The sequence below is a fragment of the Tenacibaculum sp. Bg11-29 genome (assembly GCF_002836595.1).
Classification (GTDB): domain Bacteria; phylum Bacteroidota; class Bacteroidia; order Flavobacteriales; family Flavobacteriaceae; genus Polaribacter.
In genome coordinates, this window is record NZ_PJBB01000003.1 from 2,553,914 (window position 1) to 2,576,112 (window position 22,199).

The 22,199-nt window shown below is 29.8% G+C and carries 16 protein-coding genes; 5 read left to right on the top strand and 11 right to left on the bottom strand.

What is annotated here, in order from left to right; all coding sequences use genetic code 11:
- Positions 1-329: 329 nt before the first annotated feature.
- From CXF68_RS11600 to CXF68_RS11615, 4 genes are all read right to left on the bottom strand, one after another.
- A complete protein-coding gene (locus CXF68_RS11600) occupies positions 330-932 on the bottom strand; it encodes a hypothetical protein (protein WP_101044848.1) in 603 nt (200 codons plus the stop codon).
- 195 nt (positions 933-1,127) lie between these two features.
- Positions 1,128-2,516 carry a dihydrolipoyl dehydrogenase gene (lpdA, locus tag CXF68_RS11605; protein ID WP_101044850.1) on the bottom strand — a complete coding sequence of 463 codons (1,389 nt, stop codon included), beginning with the start codon at positions 2,514-2,516 and terminating at the stop codon, positions 1,128-1,130.
- Positions 2,517-2,787: 271 nt separating this feature from the next.
- Complete coding sequence (gene argS, locus CXF68_RS11610; protein WP_101044852.1) at positions 2,788-4,563, bottom strand: arginine--tRNA ligase; 1,776 nt, start codon at positions 4,561-4,563, stop codon at positions 2,788-2,790.
- A gap of 174 nt (positions 4,564-4,737) precedes the next feature.
- Positions 4,738-9,558: a T9SS type B sorting domain-containing protein gene (locus CXF68_RS11615; RefSeq protein ID WP_101044854.1), complete on the bottom strand. Its 4,821-nt coding sequence runs from the start codon at positions 9,556-9,558 to the stop codon at positions 4,738-4,740.
- 450 nt (positions 9,559-10,008) lie between these two features.
- On the opposite strand from CXF68_RS11615, the gene CXF68_RS11620 reads away from it, so the two are divergent.
- On the top strand, positions 10,009-10,536 hold the full coding sequence (locus tag CXF68_RS11620) for a YkgJ family cysteine cluster protein (RefSeq protein WP_101044856.1): 528 nt from the start codon (positions 10,009-10,011) through the stop codon (positions 10,534-10,536).
- 386 nt (positions 10,537-10,922) lie between these two features.
- On the opposite strand, the gene CXF68_RS11625 is transcribed toward CXF68_RS11620, so the two are convergent.
- The 3 genes from CXF68_RS11625 to CXF68_RS11635 all read right to left on the bottom strand — a co-directional run bounded on the left by CXF68_RS11625 (position 10,923) and on the right by CXF68_RS11635 (position 13,388).
- Complete coding sequence (locus CXF68_RS11625; RefSeq protein WP_101044858.1) at positions 10,923-11,789, bottom strand: M48 family metallopeptidase; 867 nt, start codon at positions 11,787-11,789, stop codon at positions 10,923-10,925.
- A 128-nt stretch (positions 11,790-11,917) separates the two neighbouring features.
- The gene (locus tag CXF68_RS11630) at positions 11,918-12,619 is read right to left on the bottom strand and encodes a LytTR family DNA-binding domain-containing protein (RefSeq protein WP_101044860.1); all 702 of its coding nucleotides are present in this window, start codon (positions 12,617-12,619) and stop codon (positions 11,918-11,920) included.
- Position 12,620: 1 nt separating this feature from the next.
- Positions 12,621-13,388: a sensor histidine kinase gene (locus tag CXF68_RS11635; RefSeq protein WP_157821913.1), complete on the bottom strand. Its 768-nt coding sequence runs from the start codon at positions 13,386-13,388 to the stop codon at positions 12,621-12,623.
- A gap of 499 nt (positions 13,389-13,887) precedes the next feature.
- Between CXF68_RS11635 and CXF68_RS11640 the strand changes: the two genes are divergently transcribed.
- A complete protein-coding gene (locus CXF68_RS11640) occupies positions 13,888-14,760 on the top strand; it encodes a sterol desaturase family protein (protein WP_101044864.1) in 873 nt (290 codons plus the stop codon).
- Positions 14,761-14,925: 165 nt separating this feature from the next.
- On the opposite strand, the gene CXF68_RS11645 is transcribed toward CXF68_RS11640, so the two are convergent.
- Entirely contained in the window at positions 14,926-15,570 is a 645-nt protein-coding gene (locus tag CXF68_RS11645; RefSeq protein WP_101044866.1) for a hypothetical protein, read from the bottom strand.
- Positions 15,571-15,848: 278 nt separating this feature from the next.
- Positions 15,849-16,427 (bottom strand): adenylosuccinate lyase, encoded by a 579-nt coding sequence (locus CXF68_RS11650; protein ID WP_101044868.1) that lies wholly within the window; start codon positions 16,425-16,427, stop codon positions 15,849-15,851.
- A gap of 64 nt (positions 16,428-16,491) precedes the next feature.
- Here CXF68_RS11650 and CXF68_RS11655 point away from each other — a divergent pair, with 64 nt between their 5' ends.
- From CXF68_RS11655 to CXF68_RS11665, 3 genes are all read left to right on the top strand, one after another.
- A complete protein-coding gene (locus CXF68_RS11655; protein WP_101044870.1) occupies positions 16,492-17,190 on the top strand; it encodes a toxin-antitoxin system YwqK family antitoxin in 699 nt (232 codons plus the stop codon).
- An 89-nt stretch (positions 17,191-17,279) separates the two neighbouring features.
- Entirely contained in the window at positions 17,280-18,467 is a 1,188-nt protein-coding gene (gene mnmA, locus CXF68_RS11660) for a tRNA 2-thiouridine(34) synthase MnmA (protein ID WP_101044872.1), read from the top strand.
- Between the two features lie 98 nt (positions 18,468-18,565).
- Positions 18,566-19,507, top strand: a complete 942-nt coding sequence (locus CXF68_RS11665) for a nitronate monooxygenase family protein (protein ID WP_101044875.1) — start codon at positions 18,566-18,568, stop codon at positions 19,505-19,507.
- 66 nt (positions 19,508-19,573) lie between these two features.
- On the opposite strand, the gene ribB is transcribed toward CXF68_RS11665, so the two are convergent.
- Together ribB and CXF68_RS11675 are read right to left on the bottom strand one after the other, a co-directional pair.
- Complete coding sequence (ribB, locus tag CXF68_RS11670) at positions 19,574-20,716, bottom strand: 3,4-dihydroxy-2-butanone-4-phosphate synthase (RefSeq protein WP_101044877.1); 1,143 nt, start codon at positions 20,714-20,716, stop codon at positions 19,574-19,576.
- Complete coding sequence (locus CXF68_RS11675; protein WP_101044879.1) at positions 20,716-22,164, bottom strand: LptF/LptG family permease; 1,449 nt, start codon at positions 22,162-22,164, stop codon at positions 20,716-20,718. The genes ribB and CXF68_RS11675 overlap by 1 nt, the downstream gene beginning before the upstream one ends.
- Positions 22,165-22,199: the final 35 nt, after the last annotated feature.

Consider the following 22,199-nt stretch of genomic DNA (forward strand, 5'->3'; position numbering starts at 1 on the left):
TCTTTCATTTTTTGAAGAATAAAATCACTTTGCTTTCTATGCTAAAATTAATATTCTTGATTTTGGATGCTGTTTTTATCCATACAATATTTTCAAACATTGCTTTATCTTTAGTTAACTTGTTTTAACAAATTAATTTTTTCAGAATTTGTTTGCTGGCTAAGTGTTACAAAAGAATATAATAAAAAGAGGGTAGAAGTAATTGTTTACATTTAAAATAAGGGTAAAAGAAAAGCCACGTAAAATGCGAGGCTTAAACTTAAGACTATATTTTTTTATAAATAAATCCTTTGTGTTTTTATTATTGAGTATTTGTCATAGCAGTTAATTTAAAACCTGTATGATAAAGATAATCGTGCAACATCATTGTTTAGGTTAAATCCAAATCCAGAAATATCCCCTTTAGTTTCGGCACCACCATTTACTATTCTATTTTTTCCAGTTCTATAACTAAAGCGAGGTAGTAATTCTACTCCAAAAGCTAAGTTATCACTAAAAATATAGTTAGCACCAATAACACCAATTAAAGAAGGAGTGTATATTGTTCTTTCACTCTCATAGTAGTCATTATTATTTTTATTAATATTTTTAGACCAGTTATAATTAAAAGCAACATCAAAACCATAACGAAATTCTAAGTTTTTAGTAATAACTTTCCTAAATTCTTTACCAATGCTGATTCCTGCTCCCTGATTATAATTTTCGTGAACTTGTTGTTGTGTGTTTGCTTCTTCGTCTTTGTTGTTGTTAAAATTTATAGCTAAAATATTAAAACGCCATAGGTTTTTAGAAGTACCTATTTTATAGGTAACTCCGAAGTTGTTTAGGGATGTGAAATTAATACCAACCTCTTGTCTTTTTTCTTTTTCTTGAGCAAATGATATGTTTAACATAGCAAATAAAAACAATACACTTAAAGTGAAATTTTTCATAGTAATTTAGTTTAAATTAATTTAAATTTTAAATTTTAAGTGAAAGAGTGTAACAAATTTAATGCCATAATAAGGAGTTTTTAATTTTCTTTTACTATTAGTTAGTAAGGTGTGATTATTAGGTTTTAGGTAATTTTATAAAAGAAAAAACCTTACCAATTTGGTAAGGTTTTTTTGTCTTTATTTATATAAAGGCTATAAGTGTATTACTTCATCATAAGCATCAGCAACAGCTTCCATAACCGCTTCACTCATTGTTGGGTGAGGGTGGATAGTTTTTAATACTTCATGACCTGTAGTTTCTAATTTACGTCCTAAAACAGCTTCAGCAATCATATCGGTAACACCAGCACCAATCATATGGCAACCTAACCATTCACCGTACTTGGCATCAAAAATTACTTTTACAAATCCATCAGGAGTTCCAGCTGCAGTTGCTTTACCAGATGCAGAGAAAGGAAATTTACCAACTTTTAATTCGTAACCAGCTTCTTTTGCTTTTTCTTCAGTTAAACCAACAGAAGCAATTTCTGGAGTAGCATATGTACAACCAGGAATGTTTCCGTAATCGATAGCTTCGGTATGTACACCAGCTAATTTTTCAACCAAAGTAATTCCTTCAGCAGAAGCAACGTGTGCTAGTGCAGGCCCGGGAGTTACATCTCCAATAGCATAATACCCAGGAATGTTAGTTTGGTACCAGTCGTTTACTAAAATTTTATCTCTATCAGTAATAATACCAACATCTTCTAAACCGATGTTTTCAATATTCGTTTTAATTCCAACAGCCGATAATAAAATATCAGCTTCTAAAATTACTTCTCCTTTTTTAGTTTTTACAGTAGCTTTTATACCATCACCAGAAGTATCAACAGACTCTACAGAAGAACTTGTCATTACTTTAATTCCAGCTTTTTTGAAAGAACGTTCCATTTGCTTAGAAACATCTTTATCTTCAACAGGAACAATATTTGGCATAAACTCTACAACAGTAACATCAGTTCCCATTGAGTTGTAAAAATGCGCAAATTCAACACCAATAGCACCAGAACCTACAACAATCATAGATTTTGGTTGACTTGGTAAGCTCATTGCTTCACGATATCCAATTACTTTTTTACCATCTTGTGGTAAATTAGGTAATACTCTAGAACGAGCACCTGTTGCTATAATAATATTATCGGCGCTATATTCAGTTACAGATCCATCTTCAGCAGTAACATCAACTTTTTTACCAGTTTTAATTTTACCAAAACCGTTAATGATGTCAATTTTGTTTTTCTTCATTAAAAAAGAAACACCTTTACTCATTCCTTCAGCAACACCACGACTACGTTTAATAACAGCTTCGAAATCTTTATCGATAGCTTCTGCCTTTAAACCATATTGATCAACATGTTTTAAGTAATCATAAACTTGTGCAGATTTTAATAATGCTTTTGTAGGAATACACCCCCAGTTTAAGCAAATTCCACCTAAGCTTTCTTTTTCAATTACTCCAACTTTAAATCCTAATTGAGATGCTCTAATTGCAGTTACATATCCTCCAGGACCACTTCCTATTATTAATACGTCGTATTTCATGTGTATGTCTTTATTGTTGTTTGTTTATTATTTTTATTTATGTCACTTCAAGTTCTTTTCTTCTCAAAATTATATCGATAATTTTGGCGTTCGAACGAGCTTTCCGTTATATCTTTTTAAAAAATGTCATTGCAAAATTTACTTTTTGTAAACTGTGGCAATCTCTTAACTTAATGAGGTTACTTCGTCGTTTCTCCTCGTAATGACGTGTTATTATAATTTTTTAAAAAGGATGCCACTTCAATCCCTAACGCGTGTACTTGTTAATTTTCTACATTCTCTCAGGAACCTGAATTCCTAATAAATTAAATGCTGATTTTATAGTATCGGCTACCTTTTTAGATAACTGAACTCTAAATACTTTTTTATCTTGATTTTCTTCTCCTAAAATATGTACGTTTTGGTAGAAAGAATTAAATTCTTTTACTAATTCGTATGTGTAATTAGCAATAACTGCTGGTGAATAATTTTTGGCTGCTTGCTGAATTATTTCAGGATATAATTCTAACTGCTTTATTAATTCTTTTTCCTTTTCATGTAAATCAATAGCAATTTCTTTCGAATAATCGAAATTTGCTTTTCTTAAGATTGATTGAATTCTTGCATAGGTATATTGAATAAAAGGTCCTGTATTTCCTTGAAAATCTACCGATGCTTTTGGGTCGAACAAAATTCTCTTTTTAGGATCTACTTTTAAAATAAAATATTTTAAAGCACCTAAACCTATAATTCTATATAGTTCTTCTTTTTCTTCGTTAGAATATCCTTCTAACTTTCCTAATTCTTGAGAAATTGTACGAGCAGTATTCGTCATCTCATCCATTAAATCATCAGCATCAACAACTGTTCCTTCACGAGATTTCATTTTTCCAGAAGGTAAATCTACCATTCCGTAACTTAAATGATGCAATTGCTCTGCCCAAGAGTATCCTAATTTTTTTAAGATTAAGAATAATACTTTAAAGTGATAATCTTGTTCGTTACCAACAGTGTAAACCATTCCGCCAACATCTGGCATGTCTTTAGAACGCTGAATAGCGGTACCAATATCTTGTGTCATGTAAACTGCTGTTCCGTCTGAACGTAACACCAATTTTTCATCTAAACCATCTTCTGTTAAATCGCACCAAACAGAACCGTCTTCTTTTTTAAAGAAAACACCACTTTTTAAGCCTTCATCAATAACATCTTTCCCTAATAAATAGGTGTTGCTTTCGTAGTATAATTTATCAAAATCTACTCCAATACTTTTATAAGTAACATCAAAACCTTTGTAAACCCAAGAGTTCATTTCTTTCCAAAGTGAAACAACTTGTTCGTCTCCAGCCTCCCATTTACGTAACATTTCTTGAGCTTCAATAAATAGTGGAGCTTGCTTTTTAGCATTTTCTTCAGAAACTCCTGTAGCAACTAATATTGCAATTTCTTTTTTATATTCTTGATCGAATTTTACGTAATAATTACCTACTAATTTATCTCCTTTTAAGCCTGTGTTTTCTGGAGTTTCTCCGTTTCCGAATTTCTCCCAAGCCAACATCGATTTACAAATATGAATACCTCTGTCGTTAATTATTTGAGTTTTGTAAACTTTTTTACCCGAAGCTTTTAATATTTCAGCAACCGAATACCCTAATAATACATTACGTACATGACCTAAATGTAAAGGCTTGTTTGTGTTAGGAGATGAGTATTCAACCATACGAGAAGAATCATCTGCCGAAGGTGTAATAAACCCGTAAGAACTATTTTTTGTGATTTGATTGAAAAAATTAGTGTAAAAGCTATCGTTAATCACTAAGTTTAAGAATCCTTTTACTACGTTGTAGTTTGTGATTTCGGTTACGTTTTCAACTAAAAACTTACCTAAATCTTCACCAATTTGAACAGGGTTTCCTTTTTTGTACCTTAAAAGAGGAAAAACCACCACAGTGATGTCTCCTTCAAAATCTTTACGAGTTGCTTGAAATTCTACAGTAGGAATTTCTATATTATATAAGGTTAAAAATCCTTCTTTTACTTTGGCTTCTATTAAGGTTTGTATGCTCATTAGTTGTTGAAAATTGAGCAACAAAATTACATAATTTATTTGGATGATATTAAAAGTGAAACTAACAATTTATAAAAGGGTTTAGTTATTTGTTTTTTTTATCAGGCATAAAAAAAGCTACCCAATAATTTAAGAAAAATTTATTGGGTAGCAGTTTGTTAATCAGGATGTTTTTTATTTTCTCAACAAACTAAAGTTACCAGTATCTTGTTTTTTGTTAACATACTCTATTAGGTACCAATAATCAGTAGAAGGCATTTTTTGACCATTATAATAACCATTCCAATTATTATTTTGAGGGGTAAGTTTGTTAATTAATTTACCATATCTGTCATATATATTAATAAATGAAAAAGGAATTAATGCACTATTTATTTCCCAAGTATCGTTTTTACCATCTTCATTTGGTGTGAAATATGATGGTATTTTTGTGCAAATATTAACAGTTACTTTTGTTGTACTGGTTTTTGTAATTATAGCTCCCATACAGTTAGGTGCTGTTACCGAAATAGTGTAATCACCTTCCATTGCAAGAGTAGCGTTTGATATTAGCATATCTTTAGTATTAGCAGTAAATCCATTTGGTCCTGACCAACTATATGTTGCTCCAATTATATCGTTAATATCAATAGCTATTTCTTCAGTAAAACATGTAATTAATGTAGTAGGTGTTGCTACTTTAAAACTTTCGTTTACAATAACGTTTGTTGTACTTTTTTTGGTTTCTAGGATACCTGTACAATTCATGGCGCTTACAAAAACGGTATAATTACCAGCATTAGTTGTGGTAATATTAGGTATGTTAATTTCTCTAGTACTTGCATTAAAACCATTTGGCCCTGACCAATTATAATCTGCTCCACTAATAAGATTAGTACTAAGCAATAATGTTTCTGTTTCGCAAATTTCAATAGGAGTAGTGTTTTGGTTAATAGTAAACGTGTTTTCGTTTACAGTAACCACTGTTGTAACTTCTTTAGTTTCAACAATACCTAAGCAACTTGTTTTAGTAACAAAAACAGTATAATTCCCGTTTGCATTAGTCATTATATTTGGTATTTGAATATCTTTTGTGATTGCTGTAAATCCGTTTGGTCCTGACCAACTATAAGTTGCTCCAGTAATATTCTCAGCACTTATGTTTAATGTTTGTGTTGCACAAATAGTTATAGATGTTACAGGTGCAAGTGTAAAAGAATTTTGATTCGTTTTTACAGAAATAATTAACACTTCTCCACATTGATTTATTCCACTAGGTGTAAAAGTGTAATTTGTAGTTCCAGTTATATTTGTATCAATAGTTGTTGTATTCCAAGTACCAGTAATTCCATTATCAGATGTTGTTGGTAATGCATTTGCAGTTGCACCTTCACAATAAGTAGTTAAAAAACTAAATACTGGTGTTGCTGTTGCATTAATTGTTACTGTAATGGTTACAGGTGTTGCGCATTGATTGGCATTATTTGGAGTAAATATATAATTTGTAGCTCCAGTTATCTTTGTATCAATAATTGTTGTATTCCAAGTACCTGTGACTCCATTATCAGATGTTGTAGGTAATGCACTTACAGTTGCACCTTCACAATAAGTAGTTGCAAAACTAAATACGAGTGTTACTGTAGTATTGATTGTTACAGGGATAGTCACTACCTCACCGCATTGATTAGCATTATTTGGAGTAAATATATAATTTGTAGCTCCAGTTATATTTGTATCAATAATTGTTGTATTCCAAGTACCTGTAATTCCATTATCAGATGTTGTAGGTAATGTATTCGTGGTTGCACCTCCACAATAAGTAGTTGCAAAACTAAATACGGGTGCTACTGTAGTATTGATTGTTACAGGAATAGACACTGCCTCACCGCATTGATTAGCATTATTTGGAGTGAATATATAATTTGTAATTCCAGTTATATTTGTATCAATAGTTGTTGTATTCCAGGTTCCTGTGATTCCATTATCAGATGTTGTAGGTAATGTATTTGCAGTTGCACCTTCACAATAAGTAGTTATAAAAGTAAATGTAGGAGTAATATTAATACTTGTGTTAACTCTTACTGGAATAGTTACTATTTCACCACACTGATTTGCGTTATCGGGGGTAAATACATAATTTGTAGTTCCAGTTATGTTTGTATCAATAGTTGTTGTATTCCAAGCACCCGTAATTCCATTATCAGATGTTATAGGTAGTATATCCGCTGTTGCCCCTAAACAGTAAGTTGTTGTAAATGTAAATGTTGGAGTTACAGTTGAATTTACTGTTACAGTTGTTGTGCTAGTTAAAGTTTCATTAGCACCTGAACAGTTTACTATTGTTGCTGAAACAATATAATCTCCTGCTGCAGTTAGCGGAGTATTCAATATTTCTATGTCTTTAGTTGTTGCTGTAAATGAATTTGGACCACTCCAAGCGTAAGTAGCTCCAGAAATATCGTTAGCAGCTATATTTAAAGTAAGATTTTCACACAGTTCTAGTGTTGTTGGCGTTGTAACAGTAAACGTATCATCCGTTACAATTATGTTTGTGGTTTTAATTATTTCACATCCAAAGAAACTTATTTTTAGGGTATAAATACCTTCATCGACTTTTTGGGCATTGGTAAATACATATGATTTTGTAGTCGCTATTTCTATACCCATTGGGTTTAACCATTGGTATGATATTCTAGTATCACCATCAAGTATATCTTCAAAGTTATTTGTAACATTTAAAGTAAAATCATTGTCTTTACACACTGTTATTTCAGGTTGCGTTTTGTATTCTATGTCTTGAAAATTTTCTACGGTAAATAAAAATAACTGACTTCCTGCTAAACCATCACCATAGGTAATGTTTCTAAAATCAATTTTTTGTTGTGTACAATCTTCACTAACATATATGGCATGTATTTTACCTTTTTCAGAATACCTTCTATCTGTTCTTCCTCCTTGTCTTTGAGCTGTAGCGGGAATACTAGTCCATAAACGATCTTTTATAAATGCCCCGTTATCTATCGTTATTTCAGGTTCTTCGCCAAAATTTTCATGCTCAATAATTAATTTTCCTTTAATTTGATTGGTGTCATCTTCTGATTTTATACCACCAATAAGTCCGTCTTTTCCAACAAGGTCTGTACCGTGTAATCTATAATAAGTACCTGCATAATTACCTCCTTCAAAAGTAATATCATATCTGTATAAACCGAAATCCTCTAAACCACTAATAAGTTGAGAAGTAGGATCTGGTTGATTATTAGCATTAAACAAATCTCCATGCGCTCTGTTAGGGGTGTTTGTTGCTGTGAAATTATGATTTTCAATACCTACAGGTCGTTTCCCTCCACCTGGTTGTGAGCCTATACCTTTACCATCATTAGCTGTAAAAGCACCATTATATTCGTAAATATTGGGGCCTTGGTATGGGCCTAAATAAGCGGGAGATCCTTGTTTTCTAGCAGCTTTATCATTTTTGATAGCTATGGATGGCTGATGTAGTGTACCGTCGTAATTATAAATTTGTAATTGACCATTAATATTATTACTTTGAACATACCATCTTTCAGACGGATCATTATTGGCATCAATACGTGGTTTAATAATATTCCATGACCATTCACTACCATTTACATTATTTTGGGTATCATAAATATGTAGTCTATTGTCAGTTGTTTGAATCCTCCCTTGATCTGCCTTTTGAAAAGTTAATAGATGTACTTTTTTACCTGGCACTACTTTACAATCTAAAATACGTTGTTTATTTATCCATTCTGTTATTGGTGTTCTTTCAACTTCTGGTAAAATAGTTTCAAAAATATTTATTATTAAATTTCTAGTAGGTAATAATGTATAGTCAGCAGTTAATCTTCTGTAATACTCTGTATTAAACTTTTTAAAAACGTCTTTATCTTCAATGTATATTTTTTGCATAGCTGTTTGAGCTGCTCCATATCTTTCCCAATGTGCACCTGTACCAATATCACTTGAAAAGAAATCGGTTGTGGTTAATTGTTCGTGATTTTGAAAATCGTAATCCCAATCAAAAGGCATTCCTCGAGAGTGCCCCCAGTGAACTTTAAATTCATCAGCATTAAAAAAATTAGGATATCTTTCAATAAAAATATCCATAACAATAAGAGCAACAGCTTCTGCCATTCCTTCTTCAAAGCCACTAAGTACAGGAGTATAATGCCATTCATCATCACTACTTATAACAACATTATCTCTATAGCCATGTAACAACTCATGAATCATTAAACGAGGTTGCGATAAATCACCATTATTTTCACTATAAGTCGTACTTATTTGGTTTGGACCGTTGTAATAGGTGTTAGTTCCAATAGCGAGTCCGTCGTTTACAATATTAACGGTATGATTTCTAGATGGTGCACCATATACTTCTTTTAGAATAGGGTTAACTCTACTATAAAAAGCTTGCATTTTATCTCTTTGCCAAGTAGCAAAAGGGCCTAAACCATTCACACCGTATCCCATTTCAATATTAATGGTAACTTCATTGGTTGCAGTCCCTAAAGTTTCTACATTAAAAGACATCGGTTGTGAAACCCAAGGATTGGTATCACCACTAAAGTTGTATAGATTAATATAAAAAGTGTCTCCTAAATTAAAATTAGGTGTACCTTCTATTATTGCAGATTTTCTTAGTTCTTCATAAGAATGTCCTCGTGTATTTTTAGCATTAGCACCTAATAAACTACCTCTATTTATATTATTATCACCAGGACTTGTGCCAATATCATAGCGATAATAAGAACCCGATTCCCATTTAGCAATGGTGTTATGAACACTTTGTACTATGGCAGTTGTGCCAGCAGGTCTTAATGCAGCAGTGTTTTTTGATAAAGATTTTCTTTGTTGATTAAATTCTTGTAGCGTGATAGCTTCTGGGCGTTTTAAACTGATACAAGTAGCAGGGGTATTTTGTTGAGCCGCAAGCGGAATAATTAAAATAAGGGAGAAAAAGATAAAAAAGGAAAATTTCTTAAAAAACATAAAAGTAGTCTGTTTTAGTTTCTACAATAATTGATTACCTAGAGTTTCTTAAATTAATTTTAAAATAAGGTTAACATGGTAATAAAGTATTATTAAATATTAATTTGTGTTAAAGTCAATTAATGTACGTTAAAATTAATTTATATTTATTATTTTATAGGTCTTACGTGCTTTATTCGTAATATAGTCTAGGTTTTTGTTAATATAGTATACTTTTAGATGTTAGGGTATGTTTGTTTTCTGTAAAAAAGACCAACTAGTAAGGTTTTTTATAGAAAACATTTTTAGAGTATTCTTAACTTGTTTAATAGTTTATTTATTGTTAAAAATGTATTGTTTTTTTATAATTAAGAATCAGAGCTAAGTAGAGATGTTTATAATAAATTATTTTAAAACTTAGAAGGTTATATTTAAACTGATTCTAACGGTTTATATGTCTATTTTTGCAGTATGGATAAAGATTTAGAGAATTTAGAAAAATTAGCTGCAGACGTAGAGAAGCAGAATAAAAAATACTTTGCAACCATAAAAAAGCGAGTACCTAAAAATTTCGATGTTGTAGTACAAGATATACATGAGAAGGAATTTGCAAAAACAGATTGTTTAGATTGTGGTAACTGTTGTAAAACGACAAGTCCAATTTTTACAGATAAAGATACTGAGCGAATTTCTAAGCATTTAAAAATGAAGGTTCGTGATTTTGAAAACCAATATTTAGAGCGTGATAAAGATGATTTTATGGTGTTAAAAACAGCTCCATGTTCATTTTTTGATGAAAGTGATAACTCTTGTTTCATTTATGATGTGCGTCCAAAAGCATGTTCAGAATATCCTCATACAAACCGTAAGAAATTTATTCAGATTTCAGATTTAACGATAGCAAATACAGCTATCTGTCCTGCAACATATAGAATTGTTGAAGAACTAAAAAAACGTTTACCAGTTAGGTCTAACGAAAAAATTAAACGATTAGGTTAATTTTTATAATCTTAAATTTTTATATTCATTTGTCATTCCTGCGTAGACAGGAATCCATTTTCTTGTAAAATATCTCAACACAATTTTTTCCTAAAAATGAAAATTACTTGAAGTAATACATACGAATGTCATTCTCAATGAGGAGCGAAGAGGAATTTTATTTTAAGAATTAGATTAATAAGATTTTTCAATTTATAAAAAGCTCATATAGAAATAACAGCCCATGAATAATAAATGCTGTTAGTACGGGTTTTAAGCCTTCTCTCTATAATTTTTCCCTGAAATTAAAAGAACCCTATAATTAAAAAGACTTTAAATCTATTTTTATTTAATAAAAAAGACTGTTTAAGATATCTTAAACAGTCTTTTTTAACTTTAAAATGTAATTATTTTCTATTAATAGAATCAAACTTCTTTTTTGCTGCAATATAGGTGTTTTTTAAACTTTCATTATTTTTAAAATGTTCTCCATAAGTACGTACCTTTTCAATAGATTTCATGGCTTTATCATATAGTCCAACTTTGTAATATAATAGGTTTTCATATTCTGAAAAGTAGATGTCATTTTTAGCATTTGCTCCGTATTTCTTAGCGAGTTCTAGATGTTCTAAAGCTTTTTCTTTATTTCCTTTCATTAAATACATTATAGACATAAATTCATATCCTTTTGGTAAATTAGGAATTAACTCTGTGCTTTTTTTATAACATTCCAAAGCTTTGTCATATTCATTATTATAGTAGTATCCCATACCTAACGACCATATAGCAGCAGCACTATTAGGATACATATTTACTACTTTTTGAAAATATTTCTGTGCTTTTAAATAATTTTCTTCAACCAAAAGAGAATATTCTGCTTGCATGAGATCTCGTTCTGATTTTAATGTTGTTTTTTTAGAAAGATTATATGCCTTGGTTACTTTTTTCTTATACGCTTCAGAATCTGTTTCATAAAACCCACCCATTAAAACACCACTTGGATATTCAGGATCCAATTCCATAATTCTTGCTGCTTTTTTTTCATACTCATCTTTATCTCCATAAAAATAAAAATTCTTTTCCAAATCATTTAGAAGCTGATGTACTTCAGGTAATTCTGAATCTACAGCCAATGTAAAACCATAAGTTTCTAAGTCTTTTGGCGCATATTTTTGAGCAAATTCATCTTCTATTTCTCTATCTGTTTTTTTTTCTTGACAAGAAATGAAACTTAATAAAAATGAAATAAAAATAAGGTGTTTAATACTTTTCATATGTATATATTTAGTTATAGTTAATACTAAACTATAATATATGTCTGTGAAATTTAAAGAAAATAGAGCTTAAGAGAATAAATGAAGATAAAGAAGTGATAAGTATCTAAGAACTGTTTTAAATGGATTTAAGAATTAGATATTATTTTTAAAATTTCCGTTGAGTAGCTTGAGCCAATTGGGATTTCAATGTTTCCTATTTCTATATCTTTTTGTGTAAATGCAGTAATTTTATCAAGTGAAATAATATAAGATCGATGTACTCTTAAGAAAAGCGATTTAGAAAGTTGTTCTTCAATTTTACCAATATTACTTTTAACAACAAGCCGCTGATTTTTGCTGTGAATTCTAACATAATCTTTAAGACTTTCTATGTACAAGATATCATCAAAAATAATTTTAATTTGTTTTTTATTCACATTCACATAAAAAAATGAATTGTCTGCCTTTTTTTCTAATTTATTTTTAAAAGGAAGTTGTACTCTTTCATAATAACGATCTATAGCTTTTACAAATCGTTTAAAAGGAATTGGTTTTAAAAGGTAATCTACAATATCTAAATCATAACCTTCTATAGCATATTCTCTATAGGCAGTTGTAATAATTACTTTAGGTGGGTTTTTTAAGGTTTTTAGAAAATCTAATCCTTTTAAAACAGGCATTTCGATATCTAAAAATAATAAATCTATATCTTCTTTTTTTATAACTTCAAAAGCTTCAATAGCACTATAGCAACTTGCTATAATTTGAAAATTATCTAATCTTTTTATATAATTTTCTAAAAGATTAATCGCTGGTGATTCATCATCAACAAGTAGACATTTAACCATTTTAAGTTTGTTTTAAATTTAACTGAAGAGAGAAATAAGTGTCGGTTTCTTCTGTTGTAAATTGATGTTTCTCAGGATATATTAGGTTTAACTGCCGCTGAATATTAACAAGGCCGATACCTGTTTTATAATCATCTGTTTTATTACTCTCTTTATTTTCAATCTTCGTATTCCAAATACTAAATTTTAATTCAGAATTATTTTGTTTTAAAGATATGCTAACTTCTGGTTTTTTTATACTTCCGCTAACTCCATGTTTAAAAGCGTTTTCTACCATAGAAAGCAAAAGTAATGGTGAGATTTGAGTTGGATTTTCGGACATTTCTTTATTAAAACTTACCTTTAGACGATCTCCATATCTAATTTGTTCTAATGCAATATAATTTTGTATAACTTTTACTTCTTCAGACAATGAGACAAACTTATTTTGACTTTTATAAAGTATGTAATCCAGAATTTCTGATAATTGCAAAATCATATCTGGAGCTTTTGGAGACTTTGTAATTACATAAGAATATAAATTATTTAAAGTATTGAATAAGAAATGTGGATTTAGTTGTGCTTTTAAGTACTTAAGCTCTGTAGATACTTTTTCTTTTTCGAGTTGATGTAATAACTCTCTTTCTTGTTGTTGTTGTTTATTTACTTTATAAAAATACATTATAAAAGAAGGATAATGGAAAGATAACATATAAAGAGGGAAATCTTCTAAACTTATAAATGGATAAGGGCCATCAATACAAAACTTATCTAAATAGTAATAGCCCATAAACCTAAATAATAGCACTAATAATATTATAATTATAATGGAAGAAATTATAAAAGCTAGATATTTCTTGTTATTTAGATATTTAGGTACCTGCCAATAATTAAAACTATAGGTTGCTAGTATTAATAAAGGGAGCTTAAAAAGTGTCGTTTTTATATTTAGTAAAAACAATTCTCTACTTGTGGATGAAAAAATATAAAAAAGAAAAATTCCTACCCAAAATAAAAGATGATTTAATATCCTTTTTTTATTCAAATTCATGCGATAAAAATACTTAAAATTAAATCTGTAAAAAATTTAAATAGCTGTTAAAAGAGTAAATGGGTATAAATAGGTATTAAGCATCTATAAAGCGGTTTTGTTTTAAAAATATAAATCAAGTTATTTTAAACGGAATTACTGTTTATCAATCTGATTTATAAAATAATAGTTCTTTTAATCTTTTTTTTCTTGTAATACTTTAAGTCTTCTTTTGTAATTTGCATTAAAATCACTCATATTGGAAACCATAATTAATTATTTTGAGACGATTCCGTCTATACATCGAAGTTTTATTTTAATTAGCGGAATTACTTTTTTTTGGTTGTTAGAAAGTGCTGTTCCTTTATTTAGATTTAAATACAATAAATGGAAACATGCTTTTCCTAATTTGTTTTTTACAGCAACAACAATTGTTATAAATTTCATGTTGGCTTTTTTATTAGTGGAAACTGCAGATTGGGTACAAATAAATAATTTTGGATTAATTAATTGGTTACCTGAAATGCCTTTATGGTTATATGTAGTTTTAGGTGTATTCTTCTTAGATTTCTTTGGGGCTTATTTAGCACATCTTACCGAACATAAAGTAAAAGTACTTTGGATGGTGCATTTAGTACATCACACTGATCATAAAGTAGACACAACTACAGCTAACAGGCATCATCCTTTAGAAAGTATGATACGTTTCACATTTACATTATTAGGTGTTTTTTTAGTAGGTACCCCAGTAGCAATTATAATGTTGTATCAATCAATGTCATTACTATTTACACAATTAACACATGCAAATATTAAAATTCCGAAAAAACTTGATAAATTATTGAGTTATGTAATTGTATCACCAGATATGCATAAAGTACATCATCATAATATGTTACCATACACCGATTCTAACTACGGAAATATTTTTTCTGTTTGGGATCGATTATTAGGGACTTATATGGAACTGGATAGAGAGAAAATTGTGTACGGAGTAGATACGTTTCCTGATAAAGAAAAGAATTCAAGTTTAAAAGAATTATTGAAACAACCTTTTGTAGGTTATAGAAAGCCTACGAATTTGGATAAAAATAATTACCCAGATGCAAAGCATACGAGATATCTAAACTAAAACAGCGCCAATTGTTTTAATCTATATCTTGATTCGATATGAATCAAATATTTTGCTACTTAAAATAAGTATAGGGTAATCATTGTATAATCAGGTAGTGCTGTCTTTATATAAGTAATTAATCAAAACTAATTTCATGATTTATTCTTGTTTTAGACCCTGGTTTTATTTAAGTTTAATTTTAATAATACCTCCAGCTCCTCTAGATCCATAAAGACTTGTTTTTGTTCTTTCTGCTGAAATATATTTAATATCAGAAGGGGATATATTTGATATGTCATTTACGATTATTCCATTAACAATAAAGAGTGGTTTAATTAATCCTGGATTTCCATTAGAAATAGAAATTCCACCTCCTTTTATCCATACATCCTCTCCAGATACTAGAACATTAAAAAACTTGTTTTTTAGTAATTGAAAAACATCACTATAATTGGAATAATCATTTGATTTTTTTCTTTTCTTTTGATAGCCTAATTTAAAAAAATCTCTATTAGAAATTTTTTTAATACTTTCTGGAAAAATAAAATTTATTTTATCTTGGCCAAGATAGTCCATCTCTAAAAGTCCATGATTTGATGAGAAAACTGTAATCAGTTTATTTTTTTTGGAAATAACTACTTTGTAAAAACCTTTTTTATTAGTCTTTATTTTAGTTTTAATAGAGTCAATTAATATATAAGCATTTTTTATAGGTTTGGCTTTATAATCGGTAACAAACCCTGAAAGTTCAATTTTCTTTAACTTCTTTTGACCAAAAGATGCAGTATGAAAAGATAAAATTATAATAAAAAAGATAATTTTTTTCATGTTTTTATTTCAAATATACAAAATATTTATTAACTAAGAAGGTTAAGGTGTTAACTCATTTTATCAATAGTGTATATGTGTGTTTGTTCGTTATATATATGTAAAAACATATTGTCATCATATATTTATCCTTTTATCCTTTTATGCTTAGTGAAAATAAAACTAAATTTTGTGTAAAAAAACAAAGAGTTGGTAAGTTCTATAGCCGTTTAAATATTTAAAATAATAAATTACTTGTTTTTATGTTCAGTAAAGGGCTGATGTTTTAAAGACATGAATTAAATTTTGTATCTCTCAATCATTTTTAAAATATATTTTCCACGAGCTTTACATCCTTTACTTTCGTGAATAATCTTAGTACTAATTAAATGTTTTAATTCAGCGTGAACCCACTCTTTTTGTAGTCCAAACAAATACAAGGTATTCATGATGTAAGCACGTACGGCTATTTTTTGATCAGTAATTAACCAATCAAAACCAGTTTCAATAATTAAATCGATATGTTCTTGAGTTAATACGGATTGTGTTTCATTTTCTTTTTTAGATGTATATGCAGCTGCTAAGTGTTCACAGATTTTGGCGCATGGTCTAATAGCACTATCAAAATGAAGTGTTGAAATATTTTTAACAAAAACATTAATATAGGGATAAATGTGAGTAACTCCATGATGTGTGCAAATCCATTCTAATACCCAGGCAGCTTTAATTGATAGTTTATTATCTATATCAAAAGTTAAATCAACTAAATGTATAAGTAATTTCGGGTGTTCCAATACAATATTTGAAGCTTTATCTCTGTTTACTTTTGCAGCGGTTTTCATGTCGTTTAAAACAGAAATTAAAAAATCAATACTCATATTGGTACGGTTTGTGTATTTTTGAATTCAATAAGTTATTTTACTTAGTAAAAAATAATTATCAATGTTAAATATAAAAAGGAAATTTTCAATAGCACTTTTATTATCAGTTTATTTTACGGTTTCTGTAAATGCTCAGAAATTTAATAAGTTTGATGCTAGTGGAAAAAGAACGGGTGTGTGGAAGAAATTTTATAATAATGGAAAAATTCGTTATTCAGGAGTGTTTAAAAACGGAAAAGAAATAGGGAATTTTAAGTTCTATTCTAAAAAATCATCTTCACAGCCAGTAATTGTAAAAGTTTTTTCTAATGATACCGCTTCTGTTAAGTTTTATAATGAATTAGGTAGGTTGAAGAGTGAAGGAGCAATGGTAGGTAAAAACCGTATAGGCAAGTGGTTTTATTATTTTACAAATGGGAAGATTTTTTCTGAAGAAGAATATAAAGAAGGTAAGTTAGATGGGGTTCTTAAAAATTATTATCCTAATGGAAATGTGACTCAAGAATCTGTATATGTAGGAGGGATGAAAAATGGAGTTTCTAAAACATTTACTGATTCTGCTATTTTAATTGAACAAGTAATTTATGCTAATGGTAAGTTAGAAGGCGAAGCTAAGTATTACGATTTAAAAGGAGGTATAAAGGAAGAAGGAATGTATAAAAACGGAAAAAGAGTAGGGAAGTGGGATTTTTATATGGATGGTGAAATAGTTGATAAAAAGAAAAAAGAGAAATTATCGGATCTTAAGAATAATGATTAATAGCTATCAATTTAATTGATAGTTCTATTAGTTTTAACCATTATAAAAATAGAAACTTATTCGTAAATTTGCAGCTTCAATAATAAAGAATGAAAAGAGTAATAGTAGGACTTTCAGGAGGTGTAGATAGTAGCGTAACAGCATATTTATTAAAAGAACAAGGTTATGAAGTAATTGGTCTGTTTATGAAAAACTGGCATGATGATTCAGTAACCATATCAGATGAATGCCCTTGGTTAGAAGATAGTAATGATGCAATGATTGTTGCTGATAAATTAGGAATCCCTTTCCAGACTGTAGATTTAAGTGAGCAATACAAAGAACGTATTGTAGATTATATGTTTAATGAATATGAGAAAGGGCGTACGCCAAATCCTGATATTTTATGTAATAGAGAAATTAAATTTGATGTTTTTATGGACATCGCACTAAGCCTAGGAGCTGATTATGTAGCAACTGGTCATTATTGCAGAAAAGATGAAGAAATAATTGAAGGTAAGCCAGTTTACAAACTTTTAGCAGGAAAAGACACGAATAAAGATCAGTCGTACTTTTTATGTCAGTTATCACAAAAACAACTTGCTAAAGCAATGTTTCCTATTGGAGAGTTAACAAAACCAGAAGTAAGAGAAATTGCAAAAGAAGCCGATTTAATTACTGCAGATAAAAAAGATTCTCAAGGATTATGCTTTATAGGTAAAGTTCGTTTACCTGATTTTTTACAACAAAAACTGAAACCAAAAAAGGGAGTTATAATTCAAGTTCCTACAAGTTTTGAACAGTATAATCGTGTAATTCCAGTTTTTGAAAATAAAGAAGCTGAGTTAAATTACTTTGCAACAAAATTCTCTTATAAAAAAGAAGATGGTAGAATTGTTGGTAAGCATGATGGAGCTCATTATTTTACAAAAGGACAACGTAAAGGATTAAATGTAGGCGGTACTAAAGAGGCGTTATACGTAATTGAAACTGATGTTAATGAAAACGTAATTTATACAGGTGAAGGAAAAAATCACCAAGGTTTGTATAGAAATGTTTTATTTGTTTCAAATGAAGAATTGCATTGGGTTCGGGAAGATTTAAAGTTAAAATCAGGTGAAGAGATGCAAGTCGAATCACGAATTCGCTATCGTCAGAAATTAGAAAAGGCGACCATACATAAAGTTGATAGTGGTTTGTATGTAGAGTTTACAAATCCTCAATCAGCTATTCAAGAAGGGCAATTTGTTGCATGGTATAAAGAGGAAGAACTTTTAGGATCTGGAGTAATTTCTTAAAAAAGTAAAATTGTCATCTCGAGCGGAGTCGAGCAGTCAATTTTAAATTAATATTTTAAATAAGGTTTCGACTCCGTTCGACCTGATAGAAGTTAGTTTTGCAAAATAAAATAACCAAATTATTTAATATTCAATATCCAATTATTCAAGGAGGAATGATTTGGGTGAGTGGTTGGAAACTAGCTTCTGCTGTTTCTAATGCTGGTGGACTGGGACTAATAGGGGCAGGATCAATGTACCCTGATGTTTTACGTACTCATATTCAAAAATGTAAGAAAGCAACTAATAAGCCATTTGGAGTTAATGTACCAATGTTGTATCCAGATATTGAAAAAATAATGGATATTATTATTGAAGAAGGTGTAAAGATTGTTTTTACATCAGCAGGAAACCCTAAAACTTGGACTAGTTTTTTAAAGGAAAAAGGAATTACAGTGGTACATGTAGTAAGTTCTGTAAAGTTTGCCTTAAAATCAGAAGCTGCAGGGGTAGATGCTGTAGTTTGTGAAGGTTTTGAAGCAGGAGGTCATAACGGACGTGAAGAGTCAACTACGCTTACTTTAATACCGATGGTAAAAGAGCAGGTAAAAATTCCTGTAATTTCAGCAGGAGGTATTGGTTCTGGTAGAGGAATGTTAGCCGCTATGGTTTTGGGTGCAGATGGAGTACAAATAGGTAGTCGTTTTGCTGCGACCGTAGAGTCTTCTGCTCATGATAATTTTAAACAGACTATTGTTAATGTAAAAGATGGCGATACTCATTTAACTTTAAAAGAATTGGCACCAGTTCGTTTGGTTAAAAATAAATTCTATAAAGAAGTTCAAGAGTTATATCAACAAAACCCATCAATAGAGGATCTAAAAGAATTATTAGGTCGTGCAAGAGCTAAAAAGGGAATGTTTGAAGGAGATTTAGAAGAAGGAGAGCTTGAAATTGGACAAGTAGCAGGAATTATTCATGAAATAAAATCAGCCAAAGAGGTTGTAGAGGAAATTGTAAATGAGTTTAATGAGGCTAAATCATTAATGAGTATTTTATAAGTTAATAATACATCATAAAAAAAGCAAGCTTACTAAGCTTGCTTTTTTTATGATGTATCAACCATTTTAATAGTTTACATAGTCAACTATTTCTAAGCCATATCCAATCATACCAACACGCTTGGTTTGTTTAGTGTTAGAAACTAATTTAAGTTTATGTATGTGTAAATCATGTAATATTTGAGCGCCAATACCAAAATCTTTATTATCCATGATAACATTCGGAGCTTTCATTTCTCCATTTGTTTGATTTTCTTTTAAACCACGTAATCTGTTTAATAAATTTAAAGCTTGACTTTGTTGGTTAACAAAAAGAATAGCACCTTTACCTTCCTTATTAATAACGCTAAACATTTGGTCAAGTTTTTTATCAGCATTATTAGTTAAAGTACCAAGGATATCATTATTAACTAAAGTTGAGTTTATTCTGGTTAAAATAGGATCACTCTTTGTCCAGCTTCCTTTAGTTAAAGCAATATGAACCTGTTTATTGGTAGTTTGTTGATACGCTCTTAACCTAAATTCACCAAAACGAGTTTCAATATTAAAATCTTCTTTCTTTTCAATTAAAGAATCATGTTCCATTCTATAAGCAACTAAGTCTTCAATAGAAACAATTTTTAAATCGAATTTCTTTGCTACTTTTAATAACTGAGGCAAACGAGCCATAGTACCATCTTCGTTCATTATTTCTACGATAACTCCAGCTGGTTGTAAACCTGCTAAGCGGGCAAAATCTATAGCAGCTTCAGTATGTCCAGTTCTTCTTAAAACACCACCATTTTTAGCTCTTAAAGGAAAGATGTGTCCAGGACGTGCAAGATCAAAAGGCTTTGTTTCTGGATCCATCAAAGCTTTAATCGTTTTAGATCTGTCAGAAGCAGAGATACCTGTGGTTACACCTTTTCCTCGTAAGTCTACAGAAACGGTAAAAGCGGTTTCCATAGGATCGGTGTTATTGTTAACCATCATGTTTAACTCTAGTTCTTTACAACGATTTTCAGTAAGAGGTGTACATATTAAACCTCTACCATGAGTAGCCATAAAGTTAACCATTTCTGGAGTAACCATTTCTGCAGCAGCTAAAAAATCACCTTCGTTTTCACGATCTTCATCATCTACTACAATAATAACTTTTCCGTCCTTAATATCCTGTATAGCTTCTTCAATAGTGTTTAATTGAGTCTTAGCTGATGTTTGTGTTGTCATTAGTTATGTTGTTTTCTCTTTTTAGAGAATATGTTTTTAAATAAATTACTAAGTGCAGCAATAAAACCTTTAATATCAAATAAACCTTTGTCTTTACTTGCTCTAAAGGTTAATATTAGAGCCAAAGGTAACATTAAAAATACACTTAGCCAAGAGCCAGTTATAGCTGTTATAGAGCTTTCTTCAGCTAAGTTTCTACCAAAAGTGTTCGAGAAAAAATAGAGTACGTATATAGCAATAGCTAAAATCATTGGCAGTCCCATACCTCCTTTTCTTATTATAGACCCTAATGGTGCACCAATAAAAAACAGTAGTAAACAAGAAAATGAAAAAGCAATTCTGTTAAAAAATTCTACATCGTACAAATTAAGGTATTTCCTTTTTCTTTTTAAAGATTCCTTATTTGATTTATTATTATTTATAGTACGTTTAATTTTAGAACTAGCCACATTCATAATGTTTTGTTGTTCTAAAATGTCAAAATTTTCGAGAATATTGGGTAAAAGTTTTTTGTTAATTAATGAATCAGGATAAGAATGTAAATTTTGTATATCGATATTTAAAAACAAGTTTTTAGCCCTGCTCGAAAGAAAAATATCGTAATTTTTTTTCATGGTTGGTATCGTATCTTTTAACTGCCCCAAACTTAACATGTTGTATTGTGTTTTGTATCTTTCTTTTCCTAAGTCATCATTAATTGTAGATATATCGATGTTAATAGTATATTCATCAAAATAGGCATGGGAAGCTGGCATTTTTAGCTTTTCTTTATACGGTACTCCATTCTTAATATGATGTTCAAAGTAATAGCCATCTTCTAAAACTAGGGTCATGTATTTACTACCTTCTTCAGAGAATATTTTCCCTTTTTTAGCAGTTATAATTTTATTGTTTCCTTTTTTTGCTGATAAATCATAAATAATTACCTTTTTTAAAAGGTTATCATCTTCGCCATATTTTTCATCAAATTTAATTTGAAAATTAGGAATGTCAGCATTAAAACTTCCAGCGACTAAAGCAATTGCTGGTTGTTTGTTTTTTATGTTAACCTTCATGTTTAACTGTTTTAACATTGCATATGGGTATACATTGTTTAAAAACACAAAATTTATAACACTTAAAAATAAGGTTAAAATGATTAAAGGTCTAACTATTCTAGGTAATGAAATACCTGCAGATTTTGTTGCTGCAAATTCATAGTTCTCAGATAAACTCCCTAATGTCATAATAGAAGAAAGTAAAACACCAATAGGTAGTGCCTGAGGTATTACAAGAAGTGTTGTATACCAAAGAAACTTAAGAATAATTAGGAAACTAATTCCTTTACCTGCAAAATTATCAAAAGCAAGCCATAAAACTTGCATTACTAAAACGAATAGTATAATTAAGAATGTCGCAAAAAAAGGTCGTAAGAAGCTTTTTAAAATATATTTGTCTAATGTTTTCACAGAAACAAAGGTAGTAGGTTAGGTGAATAAAAAAA